This is a genomic window from Phenylobacterium sp., from assembly GCF_030698145.1.
In the GTDB taxonomy this organism is placed as follows: Bacteria; Pseudomonadota; Alphaproteobacteria; order Caulobacterales; family Caulobacteraceae; genus Phenylobacterium.
Genome location: NZ_JAUYNW010000131.1, coordinates 1 through 18,282 on the forward strand (window position 1 = coordinate 1; position 18,282 = coordinate 18,282).

Sequence of the window (18,282 nt, forward strand, 5' to 3'; positions counted from 1 at the left end):
GGCCCGCGTCGTTCGGCCCTTCTAGGGCGCTGGACAAAGCCGGCGAACCGGCCAATTTGGCCGCGTGGCACGCGGTCGGTTCATCACCTTCGAAGGCGGCGAGGGCGCCGGGAAATCGACCCAGGTCAAGCGCCTGGTCGAGCGCCTGCGCGCGGCCGGCCAGGAGGTCGTGGCCACCCGTGAGCCCGGCGGTTCCACCGGCGCCGAGGCGATCCGCGAACTTGTGCTGAAGGGCTCGGCCGACCGCTGGAGCCCGGCGACCGAGACCCTGCTGATGTACGCCGCGCGGCGCGACCATATCGAGCGCGCCATCGCGCCCGCCCTGGAACGCGGCGCCTGGGTGGTCTGCGACCGGTTCGCCGACTCCACCCGGGCCTATCAAGGCGGAGCCGGCGGAGTCGACCCGCATCTAATCGCCGCGCTGGAGACCCATGTCCTGGCCAATGTCCGGCCCGACCTGACCCTGGTCTTCGACCTGCCGGTGGCGGTGGGCCTGGCGCGCGCCGAGATCCACGCCGCCGCGGCGGGCCATGCCGAGACCCGGTTCGAGTCCATGGGCGCAGCCTTCCATGAACGCCTGCGCGCGGCCTTCCAGGCCATCGCGGAGGCCGAACCCGCGCGCTGCGTCCTGATCGACGCGGCCGATACGATCGAGGGCGTCGAGGCCCAGGTCTGGGACGCGGTGTCCGGGCGGCTGGCCGTCCATGGCTGAGCACCATCCCAACCAGACCTTCACCCTGCAGGGCCATGAGGGGCCCGAGGCCGCGTTCGAGGACGCCCGCGAGCGGGGGCGGCTGCACCATGCCTGGCTGCTGACCGGACCGGAGGGGGTGGGCAAGGCCACCTTCGCCTACCGCGCCGCGCGCCGGCTGCTGGGGGCGCCGCCGGAGCCGTCCTACGGAATCCTCGGCGCCGAGCCCGACCATCCGGTGAGCCGCCAGATCATCGCTCATTCGCACCCCGACATCCTGGTGCTGGAGCGGATCGGCGAGGATGGCAAGCCGCGCAAGGTCATCCCGGTCGACGAGGCGCGCAAGCTCTCGGAGTTCTTCTCCAAGTCCCCGGCCACGGCGCCGCACCGGGTGGCGATCATCGACGCGGCCGACGACCTGAACGTCAACGCCGCCAACGCCGTGCTGAAGACCCTGGAGGAGCCGCCATCGCGCGGGGTCCTGCTGCTGGTCTCCCATTCGCCCGGCCGGCTGCTGCCGACCATCCGTTCGCGCTGCCGCAGGCTCGCCTTCCACGCCCTGCCGGAGGACGAGGTCGCCTCCTTCGTCCAGGCGCGGACCGAGGCCAACGCCGAGGACGCCATCCGGGTGTCGCGGATGTCGGGGGGAGCGCCGGGCCGGGCGGTGGCGCTCTACGCCGCCGGCGCGGTGGCCATCGACGACGCGGCGCGCGAGATCCTGTTCAACCTGCCCAAGGTGGACGAGGGCATGGCGCTGGCGCTGGCCGACCGGTTCCGGGGCGGGGAGGGCGCCCAGCAGTTCGCCCTGCTGATCGAGCGTCTGGCCGAGCGGGTGCATGGCCACCTGCGGCGCCAGGCGGCGGAGGGCTTCGGCGGCCTTGATCGCTGGGCCTCGGCGTGGGAGACGCTGCAACGCCTTCCGCGCGAGGTGGAGGCAGTCAATCTCGACCGCGCGGACGCCTTCTTTTCGGCCCTTTCGGAACTGCGCGACGCCGCCCGCGCCTGAGACCCCATGCTGATCGACAGCCACGTCAACCTGCACGCACCGCAATACGACGAGGACCGCCAGGCGGTCATCGCGCGCGCCCGGGCGGCCGGGATCGGCCTGATGGTCAATATCTGCGACAAGATCCCGAACTATCCGAAGGTCCGCGCCCTGGCCGACCAGGCCGACATCTGGTGCACGGTCGGCGCCCACCCGCACGAGGCCAGGGACCATACGGACCTCACGAGCGCCCAGCTCATCGCCATAGCCGCCGACCCGCGCGTGGTGGGGATCGGCGAGACGGGGCTCGATTTCCACTACGACCTCAGCCCGCGCGACATCCAAGCCGACGTGTTCCGCCAGCATGTGGCCGCGGCGCGCGAGACCGGCCTGCCCCTGGTGGTCCACACCCGGGAGGCCGACGAGGTCATGGGCGACATGCTGGAGGAGGCCCACGGGCGCGGCGCCTTCAAGATCCTGATGCATTGCTACACCTCGGGCGCGGAGCTGGCGGGGCGTATGGCGGCGCTGGGGGCGTGGTTCTCGGTCTCGGGAATCGCCACCTTCAAGGCCGCCAGGGACGTTCGCGAGATCATCGCCGACATGCCCGGCGACAAGATCATCGTCGAGACCGACTGCCCATACCTGGCGCCGGTCCCGCACCGTGGTCGGCGCAACGAGCCGGCCTATCTCGCGCCCATCGTTCACAAGCTGGCCGAGATCCGGGGCTGGACGCCGGAAGACGCCGAGCGGCGCGCCGAGGACGCCTTCTTTGCCCTCTTCGACCGGATCCCCCGGCCATGAGCGCCCGGCTGGAATTCACGATCTTGGGCTGCGGCTCGTCCGGTGGCGTGCCCCGGGCGGACGGCGACTGGGGCGCCTGCGATCCGGCCAATCCGAAGAACCGCCGCCGCCGCTGCTCGCTGCTGGTCCGCCGCAAGGGCGAAAGCGCCGAGGACGAGACGACCTTGATCGTCGACACCTCGCCCGACCTGGTGTGGCAGACGGCCGAGGCCGGGGCCAAGCGACTGGACGCCGTGCTGCTGACCCATGACCACGCCGACCAGACCCACGGCATCGACGACATCCGCGCCTTCGCCATCCGCCAAAGGGCCAGGATCGCCTGCCACGTGGACGCCCCGACGGCGGCGAGCATGCGGCGGCGCTTCGGCTACATCTTCGAGGGGGAGGCGGGCTATCCGGCCATCGCCGATCTGCGGGACCTGCCGGGCCACGGGCAGACCTGGGATGTCCAGGGGCCGTCCGGCGCGATCCCCGTGGTCACCTTCGACCAGGACCATGGCGCCGTGCGCTCCGTCGGCTACCGGTTTGGCGGCGTGGCCTATTCCAGCGACGTGGTCGACCTCGACGAGACGGCGCTGGAGGCCCTGGCCGACCTCGACGTCTGGATCGTCGACGCCCTGCGCTGGCGGCCCCACCCGACCCACGCCCATGTGGAGCGAACTCTCGAATGGATCGACAAGGTCAGGCCGCGCCGGGCGATCCTCACCAACATGCATATCGACCTCGACTATGACGACCTGGCCGCGCGTCTGCCTGCGGGTGTCGAGCCGGCCTTCGATGGCCTGCAATTCGAACATGAACTTGGTGGCGATTTTCGATGATAGTTTCGCCGCTTAGGCTGGGATTCTTAGCATCCCGAAACGGTTCGAGCCTGCGGGCCATCGTGGCGGCGATCGAGTCCGGGAGCCTGGCCGCCGAGGCGCGCCTGGTGGTCAGCAACAACCGCGCGGCCCAGGCGCTCGTCTTCGCCCAGGACCACGGCGTCCCCGCTGAGGTGATCGCGACCCAGGCCGATTCGGACGCCGCCGACGCGCGGCTTTGCGCGGCGCTGCAGGCCGCCGAGGTCGAACTGGTGGTGCTCTCGGGCTATCTGCGCCGGCTCGGCCCCCGGACGCTCAACGCCTATCGCAACCGGGTCCTGAACATTCATCCCGGCCCCCTGCCGCGCTTCGGCGGAGAGGGGATGTATGGCCGCCGGGTCCACGAGGCCGTCATCGCCGCCGGAGCGGCCGAGAGCGGGGTTACCATTCACCTGGTCGACGAGATCTATGACAACGGCCCGCTGATCGCCGCCCGCGCCGTGCCTCTGGAGCCCGGCGAGACCGCCGACAGCCTGGAGGCACGCGTCACCGACCTGGAGCCCGGGTTCTTCGTCGAGACCCTTCAGCGGCTGGTCAAGGGCGAACTGGTCCTGCCGGGCTAACCGTGCAGGCGCGAGCGCGCCGTGGGCTGCAGCCGCAGGGTCTCGATCGGCTGATAACTCCAGAGGCTGAGCCGGCCCGTAGCGGCCCGCCAGGTCTGCGACTGGCGCAGCGCCATGCGGTGTCGCTCATAGGCCGTGCCGTCCGGGAAGCTCATGAACCAGACGAACACCGGCTCGGTGTTGCGCACCGGAATCTGGGGAAAGTTGTTCGCCGCCGTCTCGGTGACATAGGCGCCCAGGACCGGCGCGCCGGCCGCGGCGAGCAGTGGCCGCAGCTCGTTGTCGAAGAAGGCCAGGAATGCCGGATCGGCCGCCGTGCGCAGATAGACGATCTGGGCGACCACCAGGCCGGGCCCGGAGCCCTTGGCGGTCGGCTCGGGCCGCGCCTCCCGGCTGGGGGCGAGGGCCGATCGCGGCAGGGCGGGCTTGAGCAGCAGCACGTTATCGGAATCGACCATGGTCGGATTGGCGCCGTTGCGGTTCGCTTGCCAGACCGGGCCGAAATAGAAGCCATTCAGAGCCCGGGCCCGCGCCGCCATGTCGGGGAAGGTCCGCAGCCAGACGAAGCGGTCGGGACTGTCGAGATCGCGGAACTGGCCAACGATGGTCATGCCCTGCGCCTCCTGACCCTCGACGAAGTTCCGCTCGAAGATGTCGATCAGGGTGTCGCGTTTGCCGGGATGCAGAGTGTACTGACGCAGTTCCAGTACGGCGTCAGGCTTGGGATCGCGGGCGTTGGCGACCGAGCCGGCGGTCAGCAAGCTAGCGCCCGCCAGCAGGCCGGCGGCGAGGTGGCGGTGACTGATGGGCATGGGCTCTCCGAGGTGACTGCGGAGTGACCTAACCCTGTCCAACTGACATCTTGCGTCAGGTATTAGCGGGCGCGACACGCGGCGCGCACATCCGGGCGGCGGCGAAATAGCAGGGAATGGCGAAGGCCGAGAGACAGGTGAAGGCGAACAGCGTCCAGCTATAGGGCTGCTCGACGCCGCGGGCGATCAGCGCGTCGACCAGGACCCCGCTGCCGGTGATGCCGATCCCCAGGCCGATCACGTTCAGGCTCATGATGTAGAAGGCCACGACCGTCGAGCGCACCTGCGACGGGCACAGCTCCTGCACCGTGGAGAAGGTCGGGCCGTAGAAGGCGCCGAGCTGGAAATAGGCCACCACCATGCAGACCCAGAACATGGCGTTCCCCGGGTCGATGAGCCGATAGGCCAGGTTGATCGGCAGCAGGGCCAGCAGCACCCAGACCATGAACATCGGCCGGCTCTGTCCGGTCGCCGTCACCCAGCGGTCGCTGGCCACCCCGCCGAACAGGTTGCCCGCCACCCCGGCGGCGCAGGCGATCAGGCCGCTGATCACCGCGATCTCCGCCCGTTCGAAACCGCGCTCGCGCACCAGCCAGAGCTGATCGAAGGCCGCCGCGCCCAGGAGGAAATGGACCACGACCCCGCCGGCGATGGTCAGTTGCAGGGCAGGGGACGCCGCCAGCGCGGCGCCGAAGATGCGCAGGAGTTCGCCGAGCTTGGGACTGGCCGCCTTGGTCGCCTCGGTGCGAACCGCCCGGGTCTCCTTGACCTGGAAGATGATCAGCGAGAACACCACGCCGATCGCGCCCAGCAGGAAGAAGCAATTGCGCCAGCCGATGGCCGGTCCCAGAAACCCGGCCACCAGCAGGCTGACGCCGACGCCGATCGGCACGCCCATATAGTAGAAACCCGCCGCAAACCCGCGTTTTTCCAGAGGATATCGGTCGGCGAGCAATGACATGGCGGTAGGGGTTAACGCCGACTCGCCGACGCCGATGAACACCCGCGGGATCGCCAGGGTCACGAAATTGCGCGCCAGGCCCGAGGCCGCGGTCAGCGCGCTCCAGGCGAACATCGCGCCGGCGATCAGCCGCGGCCGGTTCACCATGTCGGCCAAGGCGCCCATGAACAGGCCGGCGACCGCATAGAAGACGATGAACACCAGACCGGTCAGCAGGCCGAACTCGGTGTTGGTCAGGCTAAGGTCCGGAACGATGAAGTTGGCGAAGCTCGACAGCAGCTGTCGATCCACGAAGTTCAGGACGTTCATGAGCGTTAGCAGCACCAGAAGCCCGTGGCCCGCGCCACGCTGTTCGCCAGGCGTCATATGGTTCTCCCTGAACGCGGATCGTCTCGTCGCGATCCTGCGCGTCAGGATTGACTGTCCGCCACGCTGGCGGTTCCATCAAGCGGCGATGCCGCCAGGATCGCCGCCGTTTTCACCAGGAACAGCCATGGCTCAGTACGCAGCGATGATCAGCTTCCAAGTCGCCGCCGAGCGTTTGGAGGAGTTCGAAACCCTGATGCTGGTGGAGGCGCCTCGCACCCGAGCCTTCGACGGATGCGAGCTTTTCGAGATCTACCGAAACGCCGAAGGCGAGGTTGTCTTCCTGGAGCACTGGGAGTCGGAGGAAAAGTCTAAACTCTACGGGCGGTGGCGCGCCGAGAGAGGCGATTTTGAAACCCTGGGGGCATTCTTCACTACGCCGCCAAAGACCTCGGTCTATCGCCGATTGGATAATGCAATTTCTGATAATCTTCCTTAGGCGAAGAACGGATGTAGATCACCGATGGAGATGTCACCGGCCTCGCCGTTCGGAATGTCACAAGCCTACCCTTCGGTTCAGGCGTTGAAGGTGGCGGCGGATGACCGTGATCACGATGAGCCGCAAGGACGTCTCTCGGCTGCGGATTCAGATCGTTGACTCCACCAGAGAAGTAAATAACACTTCGCTACATGGTGAAGTATCAAGCCTCGGGCATCGACCGCACGTTCTCCGCGCTCGCCGACCCTACCCGCCGGCATGTCCTGCTACGGCTGAAGGACGAACCCGGCCTTTCCGTGAGCGAACTCGCTCGACCGTTTTCGCTGAAGCTTCCCGGAATGATGAAGCATCTGGATGTCCTGTCTGATGCGGGATTGATCACCCGGACCAAGGCCGGTCGGACAGTGTCGGTTCACCTTTCGGTCGGGCCGATGCGGGAGGCGATGGAGTGGCTCAAGCGATATGAACGCTTCTGGACGGTAAGCATCGATAGGCTTGCTGCGCTCGTGGAAGAGGATGGCGAGCGATGACCAAGAGCCTGCCGAGCCTGACCATCGTGCGCAAAATCAAGGCGTCGCCCGCGAAGGTCTACGCGGCGATCACACAGCCCAAACTCATGATGCAGTGGTGGGGTCCTGATGCGGGGCCGACGCTCAGCGCCGAGACCGACGTCCGACCCGGAGGTCGATTTAGCGTCGTATTCCGGCTGCTGAACGGCGAGGAGCACAATCCCACTGGGGTCTATCAGGAGGTGGTTCCTGGGAAGAAGCTGGTCTTCACCTGGGAATGGCCCGGAATGCCAGAACGAGAGTCGCTGGTCACGTTTCTGCTTGAGCCGTTTGACGGCGGCACCGAACTGACCCTGATCCACGAGCATCTTCCCGATGAAGAGGCGCGCAATAGTCACGAGGAAGGCTGGGATGGCCTCCTCGATAAACTAGTCGTTTTCCTTGGAGATGCGGAATGGGCGACCTGACCCTCACCACCTTCGATTGGGTTCCCGAAATGCCGCGCGGCTATGTGCGTGACATACGGGTGCGTTGGGCGTTGGAAGAAGCCGGGTTGGCCTACCGCGTTGAGAGCGTGTCCTTCCGCGATCGCAAAGCCGGGCACTTCGCGCATCAGCCCTTTGGACAGGCGCCGTGGCTGACCGATGGCGACCTCTCGATCTTCGAGAGCGGCGCGATCCTGCTGCACCTCGGCGAGCGCAGCGATGCGCTGCTGCCCGCCGATCCGCGCGGTCGCAGCGAGGCCAAGGAATGGCTGTTCGCGGCCCTGAATTCAGTCGAGATGGCGAGTCTGCCCTGGTCCCTATTGGAGTTCTCCGGGGAGAGCGAGGATACGGCGGCCTGGAAGCTTTTCGACGGGTTCCTCAAGGTCCACCGACTCCAGCATATGGAGCCGGTATTGGCGGGGCGCGAATGGCTCGCCGGGACCTTCTCTGTAGCCGACATTCTCATGGTGGATGTGCTGCGCCTCGTGGATCGGTTCGACGGGCTAGCGAATTATCCTGCTTGTCGCGACTACGTCGCGCGCGCCATGGCCCGACCGGCCTTCGTGAAGGCATACGAAGACCAGATGGCCCACTTTGCGGCGGCAGACACCGCTTGATACATGACCGTTGAGATCAAGGTCCTCCAGTCCGGTGATGAGGCCGTGCTCGGCCATGTCGCGCCGGAGGTGTTCGATAACCCCGTGGATCCGGCGCTGAGCCGCGAGTTCCTGGCCGATCCCCGCCACCATATTGCGGTCGCCGTGGACGCCGGCCTGGTGGTCGGCTTCGCCTCGGGCGTCCACTACGTCCACCCCGACAAGCCGGCCGAACTCTGGATCAACGAGGTCGGGGTCGCGCCTAGCCATCACGGCCAGGGCCTGGGCAAGGCGGTGATGCGCGCCCTGCTCCAGGTCGGCCGCGACCATGGCTGCCGCGAGGCGTGGGTCTTGACCAATGTCGGCAACGCCGCGGCCCGGGCGCTCTATGTCTCGGTCGGCGGGACCGAGGGCGCCGATGACAGCGCCGATGCCGCGCTCGGCTATTCGTTCGCGCTCTAGGCGACCGCGCGCAGGTGGTAGCCTAGGGCCAGGGAGACGCAGTGCTTGACGGCCTCCTCCGGGATCGGCCGGGCGGTCGAGAAGATCAAAGCCCGGTCGCCCTCGAAGGTGAAGTCGTCGGGATAGATGTCCCGGAAGGTCGCCAGCAGGCTGGTCTGGCAGTGGAAATACATAGCATAGCCGCCAGACGCCCCGGCCAGGGCGTCGATCCGCACCGTGGTCCCGACCCGCGGCCGCGCCGGCAGATAGGCCGGTTGGCCCCATTTCAGGGTCTCGACCACTTGGCCCACCCGCGGCGTTTCGGCCGCCGCGGCCAGGATCAGGGCCCGCAGGTCCATGAGCGCCGCGCGCAGGTCCGGCGGATGACGGTCGAACACCGCCGCGACCGCCGGGTCTCCGAATGCCTGGTCCGTCATCGCCCGCCTCCCCGCGCCCGCCTTCCCGTGCTTGGCATCATCGGCGCGGCGAAGGCGGGCTGGCAAGCTACCAGCGCTTGGACAGGGTCACGCCGTAGGTGCGCGGGGCGTTGTAGTTGCGGTTGCCGTAGCCCAGGGCCGCGAGATTGATGCCCTGGGTCAGGTGTTGTTCGTCGCCGAGGTTCTTGCCCCAGACGGCGATCTCCAGGTCGTGAGCCGTCAGGGCCAGGGCCGCCCGGGCGTCGAAGTTCCAATAGCTGTCCTGGAGCAGCACGGGATCGTTCAAGGCGTCCTTGAACACCTCGTCCGAATAGTGCGCCCCGGCCTGCAGGGTCAGCGCCCAGCCTTCCGACACCTCGACTTCGTACTGCGCCGAACCGTTGAAGGTTAGCGCCGGGGCGTTGGGCAGCTCGTTGCCCGAGGGCACGACGCCGCCACTGGTGGCGAAGGCGCCGAGCTCGCTATGCACAAGGCCTAGACCCGCCTGCAGGGTCAGGCCCTCCAGGCCCGGCGGCCGCAGGGTCAGGTCCAGGTCGGCGCCATAGAGTTCGGCCTCCTCGACATTGCCCAGGCGTTGGATCGGCAGGGCTCCGGAGGTGTCGCGAATGAAGGTCTGCACGTCGTGATAGTCGTAATAGAAGACGCTGGCCGAGGTCTGCAGGCCCAGCTCCGGGACCCGCCGTTTCCAGCCGGCCTCGAGGGCCACCAGCCGCTCCGGCTCATAAGGGATGAGTTGGGCGGTGGAAGTGGTCATGCCCGAGAAGAAGCCGCCGGACTTCACCCCCTGCGAGGCGCTCGCGTAGAACAGGGTCAGCGGGTCGGCCTTGAAGTTTAGGCCGAGCTTCCAGGACCAGTTGGTGTCGTCGATCGTCTGGTCGATGAAGGACAGTGGGATGGGTCCAGAGCCGCACGGCGCCAGGGTGAGCGCGCTGCCCGGGCACAGGGCCACGAGGTCGGAGGCGCCGGCGCGGTTGGACTTCTCCTCCCAGGTGTAGCGCAGGCCGGTGACCAGGCTGAGCCGCTCGCCGAGCTTCCACTCGCCGTGGGCGAAGGCCGCCAGCGAGTCGGTCGATTGGTCGGCGACGCTCATGGTGCGGGTGTTGAACAGGTCCTCGAGAAAACCCGGCGTGGTCACCTTCACCCGGTCGGTCGAGTAAAAGCCGCCCAGCAGCCACTCCAGCCGTTCGGTCGAGCCGGCCAACCGCAGTTCCTGCGAGAGCTGGTGGATCTTGTCGGTCTGGATGAAGTCGGTCTGGCGAAGCGGGCTGGCGTCGGTGTCGATATAGAAGCTGCGCGCGAAATTGGCGTAGCCGGTCACCGAGGTCAGGGTGGCTTCGCCCAGCTTCCAGTCGACCTTCAGGGTCGTGGCGAACTGGTCGAAATCGTAGAAGTGCTGGCCCGACCAGTCGCCGCGGAACGGGTCGCCGTCGAGGTCTACATAGCCGAAGAAGTTGCTGCAACGGGGGCTGCCCGGGCATGGCGCGCCGGGCGACAGCGGTGACGGGAACTGCCCGAAATACTCGCCCTGCCCCATCTCGGACCGCGACCGTTGGCCCTCGACCTTCAGGTTGACGTCGAGCGTCTCGCTGGGCGTCCAGCGCGCCAGGGCGCGGCCAACCCAGAGGTCCCGGCGGCCGATGTCGCGATTGATCACCCGGTTGAAGTAGTAGCCCTCGCCCTGCTGGATGGTCTTGGCGGCGAAGCGGAGGGCCAGGGTGTCGCTCAGCGGTACATTGACCATGCCTTCCAGGTCGTAGCTGTCGTAATCGCCGGCGCCGGCCGCGGCCCGGGCGGAGAAGCCGGTTGTCGACGGCTTGGCGGTGACGATGTTGAGCGCCCCGGCCGTCGAGTTGCGGCCGTAGAGCGTCCCCTGCGGACCTTTAAGGACCTCCACCCGCTCCAGGTCGACGAGGTCGAAGCTCATCTGGGCCAGCGAGGCCAGGTAGACCTCGTCCACATAGACCCCGGCGCTCGGATTGTTGGTGGAGGAGAAGTCGTCCAGGCCGACGCCGCGGATCGTGATGATCGGCATGGCGCCGGCGACCTGCTCCTTGATGTCCAGGCTGGAGACCACCGAGGTCAGGTCCCTCACCTGCTCGACCCGGCGTTCGCTGAGCTCGTTGGCGCCGACCACGTCGAGGGTCCCGCCGACATCGAGCACGTCCTGGGCCCGCTTCTGGGCGGTGACGGTGATCTCCTCCATCAGCGTCGCCTCCTGTGCGGCGGCCGGCGGCGCGGCCAGCAGGATCGCGGCGCCCAGCACCGTGGAGCCCAGCAGCGCCGAGCGATTCGCATGTTGGCGGATCATATTCGTTCCCTCCCCGTGCTTTCCCCGCTTGTCCCGGACCGCGTCTTGCGGCCTTCGCCGGAGAAATTTGACATCGAAGTATGTGGCGATAACGGCACGAGCAGATTTGCTTGTCAACGAATTCCACATCTGCGTATGTTTCCTAAACCTCGCGTCCAGAAACGTGGGGAGCCGAGGCCATGCCGCAGATTCGAAAGACCTTTTCCGATCAGGCCGCCGCGCCGGCGAAGTCCGCCGGCGGCACGCGCAAGCGCGGCCTGAAGCGCGAAGCGCTGCTGGCTCAGGCCACGAAGCTGTTCAATCTGCGCGGGATCGCGGCCACCTCGCTGAGCGACATCGCCGCCGAGGCCGGGCTCACGCGGGCGGCGCTCTACTACTATCTCGACGACCGGGCCGAGCTGGTCTTCCAGTGCTATATGCGGGCCTGTGATCAGACCGCCGAGGATCTCGCCATCGCCTCGGAGGCGCCGGGCGGCGGCCTGGGCCAGGTCCTGGCCTTCGTGGAGCGCGCCACCGCGCCCGATCGCCCGCCCGTCGCGGTGCTGAGCGAGATCGGCTACCTGGCCTCGCCCCATCGCGAGCTGGTGGAGACCGCCAACCGCCGCAACGCCGCCCACCTCGAGGCCATGGTCGAGCAGGGAGTCCGCGACGGCGGCATCCGGCTGTGCGACGCCAAGATCGCGGCCCGATCGATCATCGGCATGCTCTCCTGGGCGCAACTCTCGCCCTACTGGGTGCTGGGCGCCAAGGGCCCCGGCTTCCGCGCGCGGACCGGGGCGGCGATGCTCGACCTGCTGAAGAACGGCATCGGCCAGGGCGCGCGCAACATCCAGCCCTGCCCCGTCGACGCCCAGAGCTTCCTGCCCGGCCGCTTCAACGCCTTCGACCGCCGCGAGGCCGCCGAGATGAAGGCCGCCCAACTGGTGATGACCGCCTCGCAGCTCTTCAACCGCAACGGCATCGAGGCCACGTCCCTGGACGATGTGAGCGCCGCGCTGGGGGCGACCAAGGGCGTGGTCTATCACTACATGCAGGACAAGACCGACCTGGTGGTCCGCTGCTACGAGCGCGGTTTCGACCTGTTCGAGGCCTTCGCTGCGGCGGCCAAGGCCCGCGGCGCCACGGGTTTCGAGCGCTCGATGATCGGCGTGCACCTCAACACCCAGGCCCAGGTCGGCGAGCTGTCGCCCCTGATGCCGCAGGTGGGCCTGGACGCCCTGCCCGCCCCGCATCGGCAGGCCTTCGTGCGGCGCGCCAATCGGCTGCGCAACCAGTTCTCGGTCTTCATACGCCAAGGGATCGCGGACGGCTCCTGCCGGCCCTGCGACGTGCCCATCGTCGCCCAGTTGGGCGCCGGCGCCTTCGGCTGGCTGCCCAAGTGGATCACTCCGGACGACGCGCGCGATCCGCTCCGGTTCGGCGACGAAGTCGTCGCCCTCTTCACCCTAGGCCTGAAAGCGAGCTGACCATGACCCTGGCGACCCCCGACGAAGTCCGCATCCACGGCACGGTCGCCCCGGGCCTCGAGCCGGTTCGAGACCAGTTCGTCGCCAACTTCCGCCGCGAGGACGCCAGCCGCGAGGTGGGGGCCTCGCTGGCGGTCTATCGGCACGGCGTGCTCGTGGCCGATCTCTGGGGCGGGTTCCGCGACGAGGCGCGCCAGGTTCCCTGGACCGCCGACACCCTGGCCAATGTCTGGTCGACCACCAAGGGCGTCACCGCCATCGCGTTGGCTCGACTGGTGGATCAGGGCAAGGTCGAGTACGCCGCGCCGGTCGCCACCTACTGGCCGGAGTTCGCCCAGGCCGGGAAGGCCGACATCACCGTCGCCCTGCTCGTGTCGCACCAGGCCGGCCTGCCGGGCTTCGTCGACCCCACGCCGCTCACCGACTTCTACGACTGGGACACGGTGACTCGCCGCCTGGCCGGCCAAGCGCCGATGTGGGAGCCGGGGACGAAGAACTCCTATCACGCCATGACCTACGGCTTCCTGGCCGGCGAGATCATCCGCCGGGTGAGCGGCCGCAGCGTCGGACGCTTCGTGGCCGAGGAGATCGCGGGCCCGCTGGGCGCGGATTTCCATATCGGCCTGGCGGAACGCGACGAGCCCCGTGTGGCGCCGTTGATCGCCCCCAAGGCAGGCGAGGCTTTCGATCCCGCGACGATGGCGCCCGAGGCGCTGGCGGCGGTGGCCAATCCGGCCATGGAACCGACCATCCCCAACGACCGCGCCTGGCGCGCCGCCGAGGTGCCGGCCGGCAACGGCCACGCCACGGCCCTGGGCCTGGCCAGGATCTATGGCGCGCTCGCCAACGGGGGCGAACTGGACGGCGTGCGGCTGATGTCGGCGGAGACCATCGCCAAGCTGACCACGGTCCAGACCCGGCGCGAGGACGTCATGCTGGGCTTCAAGCCGTTCTGGGCCCATGGCGTGGCGCTGAACGACTCAGGCGTGTTCGGGCCGCACGCCGGGACCTTCGGCCATTCCGGTTGGGGCGGTTCGTTCGCCTGCGCAGATCCGGCGACCGGCGTGGCCATCGGCTACGTCATGAACCAGATGGGCGGCGGCCTGGTGGGCGATCCGCGCGCGGTCGCCCTGTGCCATGCGGTGTTCGCCAACGCTTAGGCCCTGGCCTCGCCGGCGAAGGACCCCATATGGGGCGGATGGTTGATCTCTCCGTCCTTGATCTGTCGCCCATCGTCGAGGGTGGCGACGCCGCCCAGTCGTTCCGCAACACCCGCGACCTGGCCCAGCATGCCGAGCGCTGGGGCTATCGCCGCTATTGGCTGGCCGAGCATCACAACATGACCGGAGTGGCCAGCGCCGCCACCGCCGTGATCATCGGCCATGTGGCGGAGGCGACCACGACCATCCGGGTCGGGGCCGGCGGCGTCATGCTGCCCAACCATGCGCCCCTGGTGATCGCCGAGCAGTTCGGCACCCTGGCCTCGCTCTATCCCGGCCGGGTCGACCTGGGCCTGGGCCGCGCGCCGGGCTCGGACCAAGCCACCGCCCGGGCGCTTCGCCGCAACCTCGCCTCCGACGTCGACCAGTTCCCACGCGACGTCATCGAGCTGATGGACTATTTCCGCCCCGCCCAACCGGGACAGCTGATCCGCGCCGTGCCGGGGGCGGGACTGGACATGGCGTTCTGGATTTTGGGATCGAGCACCTACGGCGCCCAACTTGCCGCGGCGCTCGGGCTGCCGTTCGCCTTCGCTTCCCACTTCGCCCCGGCCTATCTGGACCAGGCCCTGGCGCTCTATCGCAGTCAGTTCCGGCCGTCCGAGCATCTGGATCGGCCCTATGTGATGGCGGGCTTGAGCGTGGTGGCGGCCAAGACCGACGCCGAAGCCCAGCGGCTGTTCACCTCGGTGAAGCAGGCCTTCATCAATCTGGGTCAAGGACGGCCCGGCCCCCTGCCCTCGCCTGTCGAGGATCTGGAAGGCCGCCTGGACGGCCTGGGCGGGCCGATGCTGCGCCAGGCGCTGAGCTGCGCGGTCGTGGGCTCGCGAGAGACCGTGGCGCGGGGCCTCGCCGCCTTCGTCGAACGCACCGGCGCCGACGAGCTGATGGTCACCGCCCAGGTGTTCGATCACGCCGCGCGGCTGGCCTCGTTCGAGATTGTCGCCCAGGCGCGCGAGGACCTCGCGCGCCTGGAGACGGCGCAAGCCTAGTCGGTCGTATCGTCAACGGGAGCGTCAGGACCGTTCTTCTTGATCGACTCGATGGCGCTTGTGGCGCTGGCCTTGGACGAATAGCCCTCGGTGGAGAACATAACCTCGCTGTTGTACTTGAACCGGACCCGGTATTCCCCAGCCTTGTCCTTGTAGATTTCGAACTTATGGGCCACGCGAGCCTCCTGCTCTTGGATTGGGTCGTCCGCCCCGGGGGCGAGACTTGGCTGCGCGCCGCGCCCCGTCAAGCCACCACGCGATGACAGCCGCGCCACACTAAGGCCACGCTTTGGTCGTGCCTTTCGCTTCGGCCGTCGTGGGCCTATCTCTTAATCGAACGCAGCGCTCGCCTTCGCACCGGAGCACCCCCATGCGCATTCTCCTTTTCGCCGCTTTCGCTCTCGCCGGCCTCGTCGGCTCGGCCATGGCCGAGCCCCTGTCGACTGTCTCCAGCGTCCAGGTCACCATCGGTCCCGACCTTGCCAAGAAGGCGGCAGAGGACTACGGCGTCCGCGATGTCGACCGCCTGGTCGCCGAACTCCAGTCCGACGTGCAGCGCGAGCTGCATCGCACCGGCGTCCTGGCCGGAGGCCGCGTCGAGCTCACCCTGATCGACGTCCGCCCCAATCGCCCCACCTTCAAGCAACTCGGCGACCGGCCCGGCCTCTCCTATGAGAGCTTCGGCACCGGCGGGGTCTCGATCGAGGGCCAGGCCGTCTCGATCGATGGCGACATCACCCCGATCCGCTACACTTGGTACGAGACCGACATCCGTGATTCCCGCATCGGCGGCACCTGGGCCGACGCCCAGCACGGCATCGATCGTTTCGCCTTCCAACTGGGCCGCGGCAAGGCCTACGCTCGCCGTTGAGTCTTGCCTCGCGGTTCAGCAAAGAGACCCATGCCAACGTCAAACGCGCCAAGCGACCTGCCGCCCATCGAGCGCCTGCGCGCGATCATGACCGCCCTGCGGACCCCCGGGACCGGCTGCGCCTGGGACCTGGAACAGACCTTCGCCACCGTCGCCCCCTATACGGTGGAGGAGGCCTATGAAGTGGCCGACGCCATCGAGCGCGGCGACCTGTCGGACCTGAAGGAGGAACTGGGCGACCTCCTGTTCCAGGTCGTGTTCCACAGCCAGATGGCTCAGGATCAGGGCGCCTTCGATTTCGACGACGTGGCCGCCGCCATCTCCGACAAGATGATCCGCCGTCATCCTCACGTGTTCGGCGGCGAGAACCATCGCACCAGCGCCGAGCAAACCCAGGCCTGGGAGGTCATCAAGGCGCAGGAACGGGCGACCAAGGGCGGCAAGGCCAGCCTGCTGGACAATGTGCCGGTCGGCCTGCCGGCTCTCACCAGGGCCACAAAACTCTCCAAGCGCGCCGCCACCGTCGGTTTCGTCTGGCCCACCGTCCAGAAGGTGGTCGAGAAGCTGCACGAGGAGGTGGCCGAGCTCGAGGTCGAGATCGCCGCCGGCGACCTGGAGAAGGCCCGGCAGGAACTGGGCGACGTGCTGTTCGTGGTGGCCAACATCGCCCGCACCTTGGACATCGAGCCCGAGGACGCCCTGCGCGCCACCAACGCCAAGTTCGCCCGGCGCTTCAGGTTCATTGAGGCGGCCCTGGCCGAGCGCGGCAAGACGCCCGATCAGTCCGATCTGGAGGAGATGGACGCCCTCTGGGACGCCGCCAAAGCCGCGGAGAAGGTCGCCGGTTAGTAGCGCAGTTCGGCCTTCGGGAAGAGCTGTTCGAACTGGCCCAGCGCCTGGGGCGATAGCCGGACCGACAGGCGTACGCCGCCATGGTCGTCATCGTGGCGGCCCATCACCCGGCCGTTCCGGTAGAGCCAGGCTATGGCCGCGCCTTCGGTCGTCTGGATTTCGACGGGCTCGGCGTCATCCACCAGCGCCGCGATGGTCCCCAGCAGGGCCTCGCACCCGTCGCCCGTGACGGCGGAGAGCAGCACCGCCGGCGGCTTCTGGCGGCGCGCGTCGCCGGCCAGGTCGTCGCGCAGCTCCTCGTCCACGAGGTCGGCCTTGTTCCAGACCTCGATGACATTGCGGTCGGCGACCGTGATCCCCAGGCGTTCCAGCACCGTGCGGACGTCCTGCGCCTGGGCGGCGCTTTCGGCGGTGGCGATGTCGCGCACATGCAGGATCACGTCGGCTTCCTTCACCTCCTCGAGGGTGGCGCGGAAGGATTCGACCAGTTCGTGCGGCAGGTCGGAGATGAAGCCCACGGTGTCGGACAGGATCGCCGGCCGGCCGTCGGGCAGGTCCAGCATCCGCAGCGTCGGGTCCAGGGTGGCGAACAGCATGTCCTGGGCCACCACGTCGGCATTGGTCAGCCGGTTGAACAGCGTCGACTTGCCGGCGTTGGTGTAGCCGACCAGGGCCACCGAGGGGAACGGATGGCGCTGGCGCGCCCCGCGCTGCAGGTTGCGCGTGCGGCGCACCTCGACCAGCTCCTTCTTGAGCTTGCCGATCTTCTCGGCCAGCAGGCGGCGGTCGGTCTCGATCTGGGTCTCGCCGGGGCCGCCCATCACGCCGAAGCCGCCGCGCTGGCGTTCCAGGTGGGTCCATGTGCGGACCAGGCGGGACTTCTCGTAGGAGAGCCTGGCCAGTTCGACCTGCAGCCTGCCTTCGCGGGTCCGGGCGCGACGGGCGAAGATCTCCAGGATCAGGCCGGTGCGGTCGATGACCTTCACCTGCCATGCCTTTTCCAGATTGCGCTGCTGGACCGGGGTCAGGGCGTCGTCGACGACCACAACGTCGGCCTCCAGGCTTTCGCACAGGGCGGCGATCTCCAGCACCTTGCCCGAACCAAACAGGGTGGCGGGCGTGCGTTTGCGCAGCGGCACGATGATCGCGTCGCGGGTTTCCAGGTCCAGGGCGAGGGAGAGGCCGATGGCCTCCTCCAGCCGCGCCTCGGCGCTGCGGGACGAGTCACGCCCGTCCCGCTCGGGATGGATGACGAGGACGCCTTGCGGCGGGGCCTCGCGATCAACAGATTTTGACGTCAATCGGCTTCGTCTTCCGCCGGCTCGTACAACTGAACGGGTTGGGCCGGCATGATGGTGGAGATGGCGTGCTTATAGACCAGCTGGGACTGCCCGTCCCGACGCAGCAGCACACAGAAATTGTCGAACCAGCTCACCACGCCCTGCAGCTTGACGCCATTCACGAGGAAGATGGTCAGGGGCGTCTTGGACTTACGGACGCTGTTCAGGAACGTGTCCTGGAGATTCTGTTTCTTTTCGTTGTTCGACATGGCTTGTCGCCCTTTTTTCTGGATCGAAGAGCAAGACGCTCTCCACACACAAGTTGAACGCTAGAGCATCCCGCA

General features: G+C 68.0%; 22 protein-coding genes. 15 read left to right on the plus strand and 7 right to left on the minus strand.

All coding sequences use genetic code 11. The annotated features are described in order from the left end of the window. Nucleotides 1-64 precede the first annotated feature (64 nt). From tmk to Q8Q77_RS18510, 5 genes are read left to right on the plus strand one after another with little or no spacing between them, the layout of a single operon-like run. A complete protein-coding gene (tmk, locus tag Q8Q77_RS18490; RefSeq protein ID WP_305585305.1) occupies nucleotides 65-712 on the plus strand; it encodes a dTMP kinase in 648 nt (215 codons plus the stop codon). Next, nucleotides 705-1,697 (plus strand): DNA polymerase III subunit delta', encoded by a 993-nt coding sequence (locus Q8Q77_RS18495; RefSeq protein WP_305585307.1) that lies wholly within the window; start codon nucleotides 705-707, stop codon nucleotides 1,695-1,697. The genes tmk and Q8Q77_RS18495 overlap by 8 nt, the downstream gene beginning before the upstream one ends. Nucleotides 1,698-1,703: 6 nt before the next feature. Next, on the plus strand, nucleotides 1,704-2,480 hold the full coding sequence (locus Q8Q77_RS18500) for a TatD family hydrolase (protein ID WP_305585310.1): 777 nt from the start codon (nucleotides 1,704-1,706) through the stop codon (nucleotides 2,478-2,480). Then, nucleotides 2,477-3,301 carry an MBL fold metallo-hydrolase gene (locus tag Q8Q77_RS18505; protein WP_305585312.1) on the plus strand — a complete coding sequence of 275 codons (825 nt, stop codon included), beginning with the start codon at nucleotides 2,477-2,479 and terminating at the stop codon, nucleotides 3,299-3,301. Before Q8Q77_RS18500 ends, Q8Q77_RS18505 begins: the two co-directional genes overlap by 4 nt. Further along, complete coding sequence (locus tag Q8Q77_RS18510; RefSeq protein WP_305585315.1) at nucleotides 3,298-3,903, plus strand: phosphoribosylglycinamide formyltransferase; 606 nt, start codon at nucleotides 3,298-3,300, stop codon at nucleotides 3,901-3,903. Before Q8Q77_RS18505 ends, Q8Q77_RS18510 begins: the two co-directional genes overlap by 4 nt. Here Q8Q77_RS18510 and Q8Q77_RS18515 read toward each other — a convergent pair. Both Q8Q77_RS18515 and Q8Q77_RS18520 read right to left on the minus strand, forming a co-directional pair. Next, nucleotides 3,900-4,715 carry an NIPSNAP family protein gene (locus Q8Q77_RS18515; RefSeq protein ID WP_305585316.1) on the minus strand — a complete coding sequence of 272 codons (816 nt, stop codon included), beginning with the start codon at nucleotides 4,713-4,715 and terminating at the stop codon, nucleotides 3,900-3,902. The genes Q8Q77_RS18510 and Q8Q77_RS18515 overlap by 4 nt on opposite strands. A 55-nt stretch (nucleotides 4,716-4,770) precedes the next feature. Further along, complete coding sequence (locus Q8Q77_RS18520; protein ID WP_305585318.1) at nucleotides 4,771-6,042, minus strand: MFS transporter; 1,272 nt, start codon at nucleotides 6,040-6,042, stop codon at nucleotides 4,771-4,773. A gap of 127 nt (nucleotides 6,043-6,169) precedes the next feature. Between Q8Q77_RS18520 and Q8Q77_RS18525 the strand changes: the two genes are divergently transcribed. From Q8Q77_RS18525 to Q8Q77_RS18545, 5 genes are all read left to right on the plus strand, one after another. Then, on the plus strand, nucleotides 6,170-6,481 hold the full coding sequence (locus Q8Q77_RS18525) for a putative quinol monooxygenase (protein WP_305585319.1): 312 nt from the start codon (nucleotides 6,170-6,172) through the stop codon (nucleotides 6,479-6,481). 191 nt (nucleotides 6,482-6,672) lie between these two features. Continuing rightward, the gene (locus Q8Q77_RS18530; RefSeq protein WP_305585321.1) at nucleotides 6,673-7,011 is read left to right on the plus strand and encodes a helix-turn-helix transcriptional regulator; all 339 of its coding nucleotides are present in this window, start codon (nucleotides 6,673-6,675) and stop codon (nucleotides 7,009-7,011) included. After that, entirely contained in the window at nucleotides 7,008-7,457 is a 450-nt protein-coding gene (locus Q8Q77_RS18535) for an SRPBCC domain-containing protein (RefSeq protein WP_305585324.1), read from the plus strand. The genes Q8Q77_RS18530 and Q8Q77_RS18535 overlap by 4 nt, the downstream gene beginning before the upstream one ends. Further along, the gene (locus tag Q8Q77_RS18540; protein WP_305585327.1) at nucleotides 7,445-8,092 is read left to right on the plus strand and encodes a glutathione S-transferase family protein; all 648 of its coding nucleotides are present in this window, start codon (nucleotides 7,445-7,447) and stop codon (nucleotides 8,090-8,092) included. Before Q8Q77_RS18535 ends, Q8Q77_RS18540 begins: the two co-directional genes overlap by 13 nt. A gap of 3 nt (nucleotides 8,093-8,095) precedes the next feature. Further along, on the plus strand, nucleotides 8,096-8,533 hold the full coding sequence (locus tag Q8Q77_RS18545) for a GNAT family N-acetyltransferase (RefSeq protein WP_305585329.1): 438 nt from the start codon (nucleotides 8,096-8,098) through the stop codon (nucleotides 8,531-8,533). Here the strand turns inward: Q8Q77_RS18545 and Q8Q77_RS18550 are convergent. Both Q8Q77_RS18550 and Q8Q77_RS18555 read right to left on the minus strand, forming a co-directional pair. Further along, nucleotides 8,530-8,949, minus strand: coding sequence for a DUF1801 domain-containing protein (locus Q8Q77_RS18550; RefSeq protein ID WP_305585331.1), 420 nt, complete (start codon nucleotides 8,947-8,949; stop codon nucleotides 8,530-8,532). The two genes, Q8Q77_RS18545 and Q8Q77_RS18550, sit on opposite strands and share 4 nt — an antisense overlap. Nucleotides 8,950-9,016: 67 nt before the next feature. Next, nucleotides 9,017-11,257, minus strand: coding sequence for a TonB-dependent receptor (locus Q8Q77_RS18555; protein ID WP_305585333.1), 2,241 nt, complete (start codon nucleotides 11,255-11,257; stop codon nucleotides 9,017-9,019). A 179-nt stretch (nucleotides 11,258-11,436) separates the two neighbouring features. Between Q8Q77_RS18555 and Q8Q77_RS18560 the strand changes: the two genes are divergently transcribed. The 3 genes from Q8Q77_RS18560 to Q8Q77_RS18570 are packed head-to-tail and all read left to right on the plus strand — an operon-like array spanning nucleotide 11,437 to nucleotide 14,935. Beyond that, entirely contained in the window at nucleotides 11,437-12,723 is a 1,287-nt protein-coding gene (locus tag Q8Q77_RS18560) for a TetR family transcriptional regulator (protein WP_305585335.1), read from the plus strand. A gap of 2 nt (nucleotides 12,724-12,725) precedes the next feature. Further along, the gene (locus tag Q8Q77_RS18565) at nucleotides 12,726-13,883 is read left to right on the plus strand and encodes a serine hydrolase (protein ID WP_305585337.1); all 1,158 of its coding nucleotides are present in this window, start codon (nucleotides 12,726-12,728) and stop codon (nucleotides 13,881-13,883) included. Between the two features lie 38 nt (nucleotides 13,884-13,921). Further along, a complete protein-coding gene (locus Q8Q77_RS18570; RefSeq protein ID WP_305585396.1) occupies nucleotides 13,922-14,935 on the plus strand; it encodes an LLM class flavin-dependent oxidoreductase in 1,014 nt (337 codons plus the stop codon). On the opposite strand, the gene Q8Q77_RS18575 is transcribed toward Q8Q77_RS18570, so the two are convergent. Further along, complete coding sequence (locus tag Q8Q77_RS18575) at nucleotides 14,932-15,111, minus strand: YegP family protein (RefSeq protein WP_305585339.1); 180 nt, start codon at nucleotides 15,109-15,111, stop codon at nucleotides 14,932-14,934. The genes Q8Q77_RS18570 and Q8Q77_RS18575 overlap by 4 nt on opposite strands. 194 nt (nucleotides 15,112-15,305) lie before the next feature. Here Q8Q77_RS18575 and Q8Q77_RS18580 point away from each other — a divergent pair, with 194 nt between their 5' ends. Both Q8Q77_RS18580 and mazG read left to right on the plus strand, forming a co-directional pair. Next, the gene (locus Q8Q77_RS18580) at nucleotides 15,306-15,806 is read left to right on the plus strand and encodes a hypothetical protein (protein ID WP_305585341.1); all 501 of its coding nucleotides are present in this window, start codon (nucleotides 15,306-15,308) and stop codon (nucleotides 15,804-15,806) included. Nucleotides 15,807-15,836: 30 nt separating this feature from the next. Beyond that, the gene (gene mazG, locus Q8Q77_RS18585; protein ID WP_305585342.1) at nucleotides 15,837-16,655 is read left to right on the plus strand and encodes a nucleoside triphosphate pyrophosphohydrolase; all 819 of its coding nucleotides are present in this window, start codon (nucleotides 15,837-15,839) and stop codon (nucleotides 16,653-16,655) included. Here mazG and hflX read toward each other — a convergent pair. Together hflX and hfq are read right to left on the minus strand one after the other, a co-directional pair. Next, a complete protein-coding gene (gene hflX / locus Q8Q77_RS18590; protein ID WP_305585344.1) occupies nucleotides 16,652-17,959 on the minus strand; it encodes a GTPase HflX in 1,308 nt (435 codons plus the stop codon). The two genes, mazG and hflX, sit on opposite strands and share 4 nt — an antisense overlap. Beyond that, nucleotides 17,956-18,207, minus strand: coding sequence for an RNA chaperone Hfq (gene hfq, locus Q8Q77_RS18595; RefSeq protein ID WP_254833250.1), 252 nt, complete (start codon nucleotides 18,205-18,207; stop codon nucleotides 17,956-17,958). Before hfq ends, hflX begins: the two co-directional genes overlap by 4 nt. Nucleotides 18,208-18,282 lie beyond the last annotated feature (75 nt).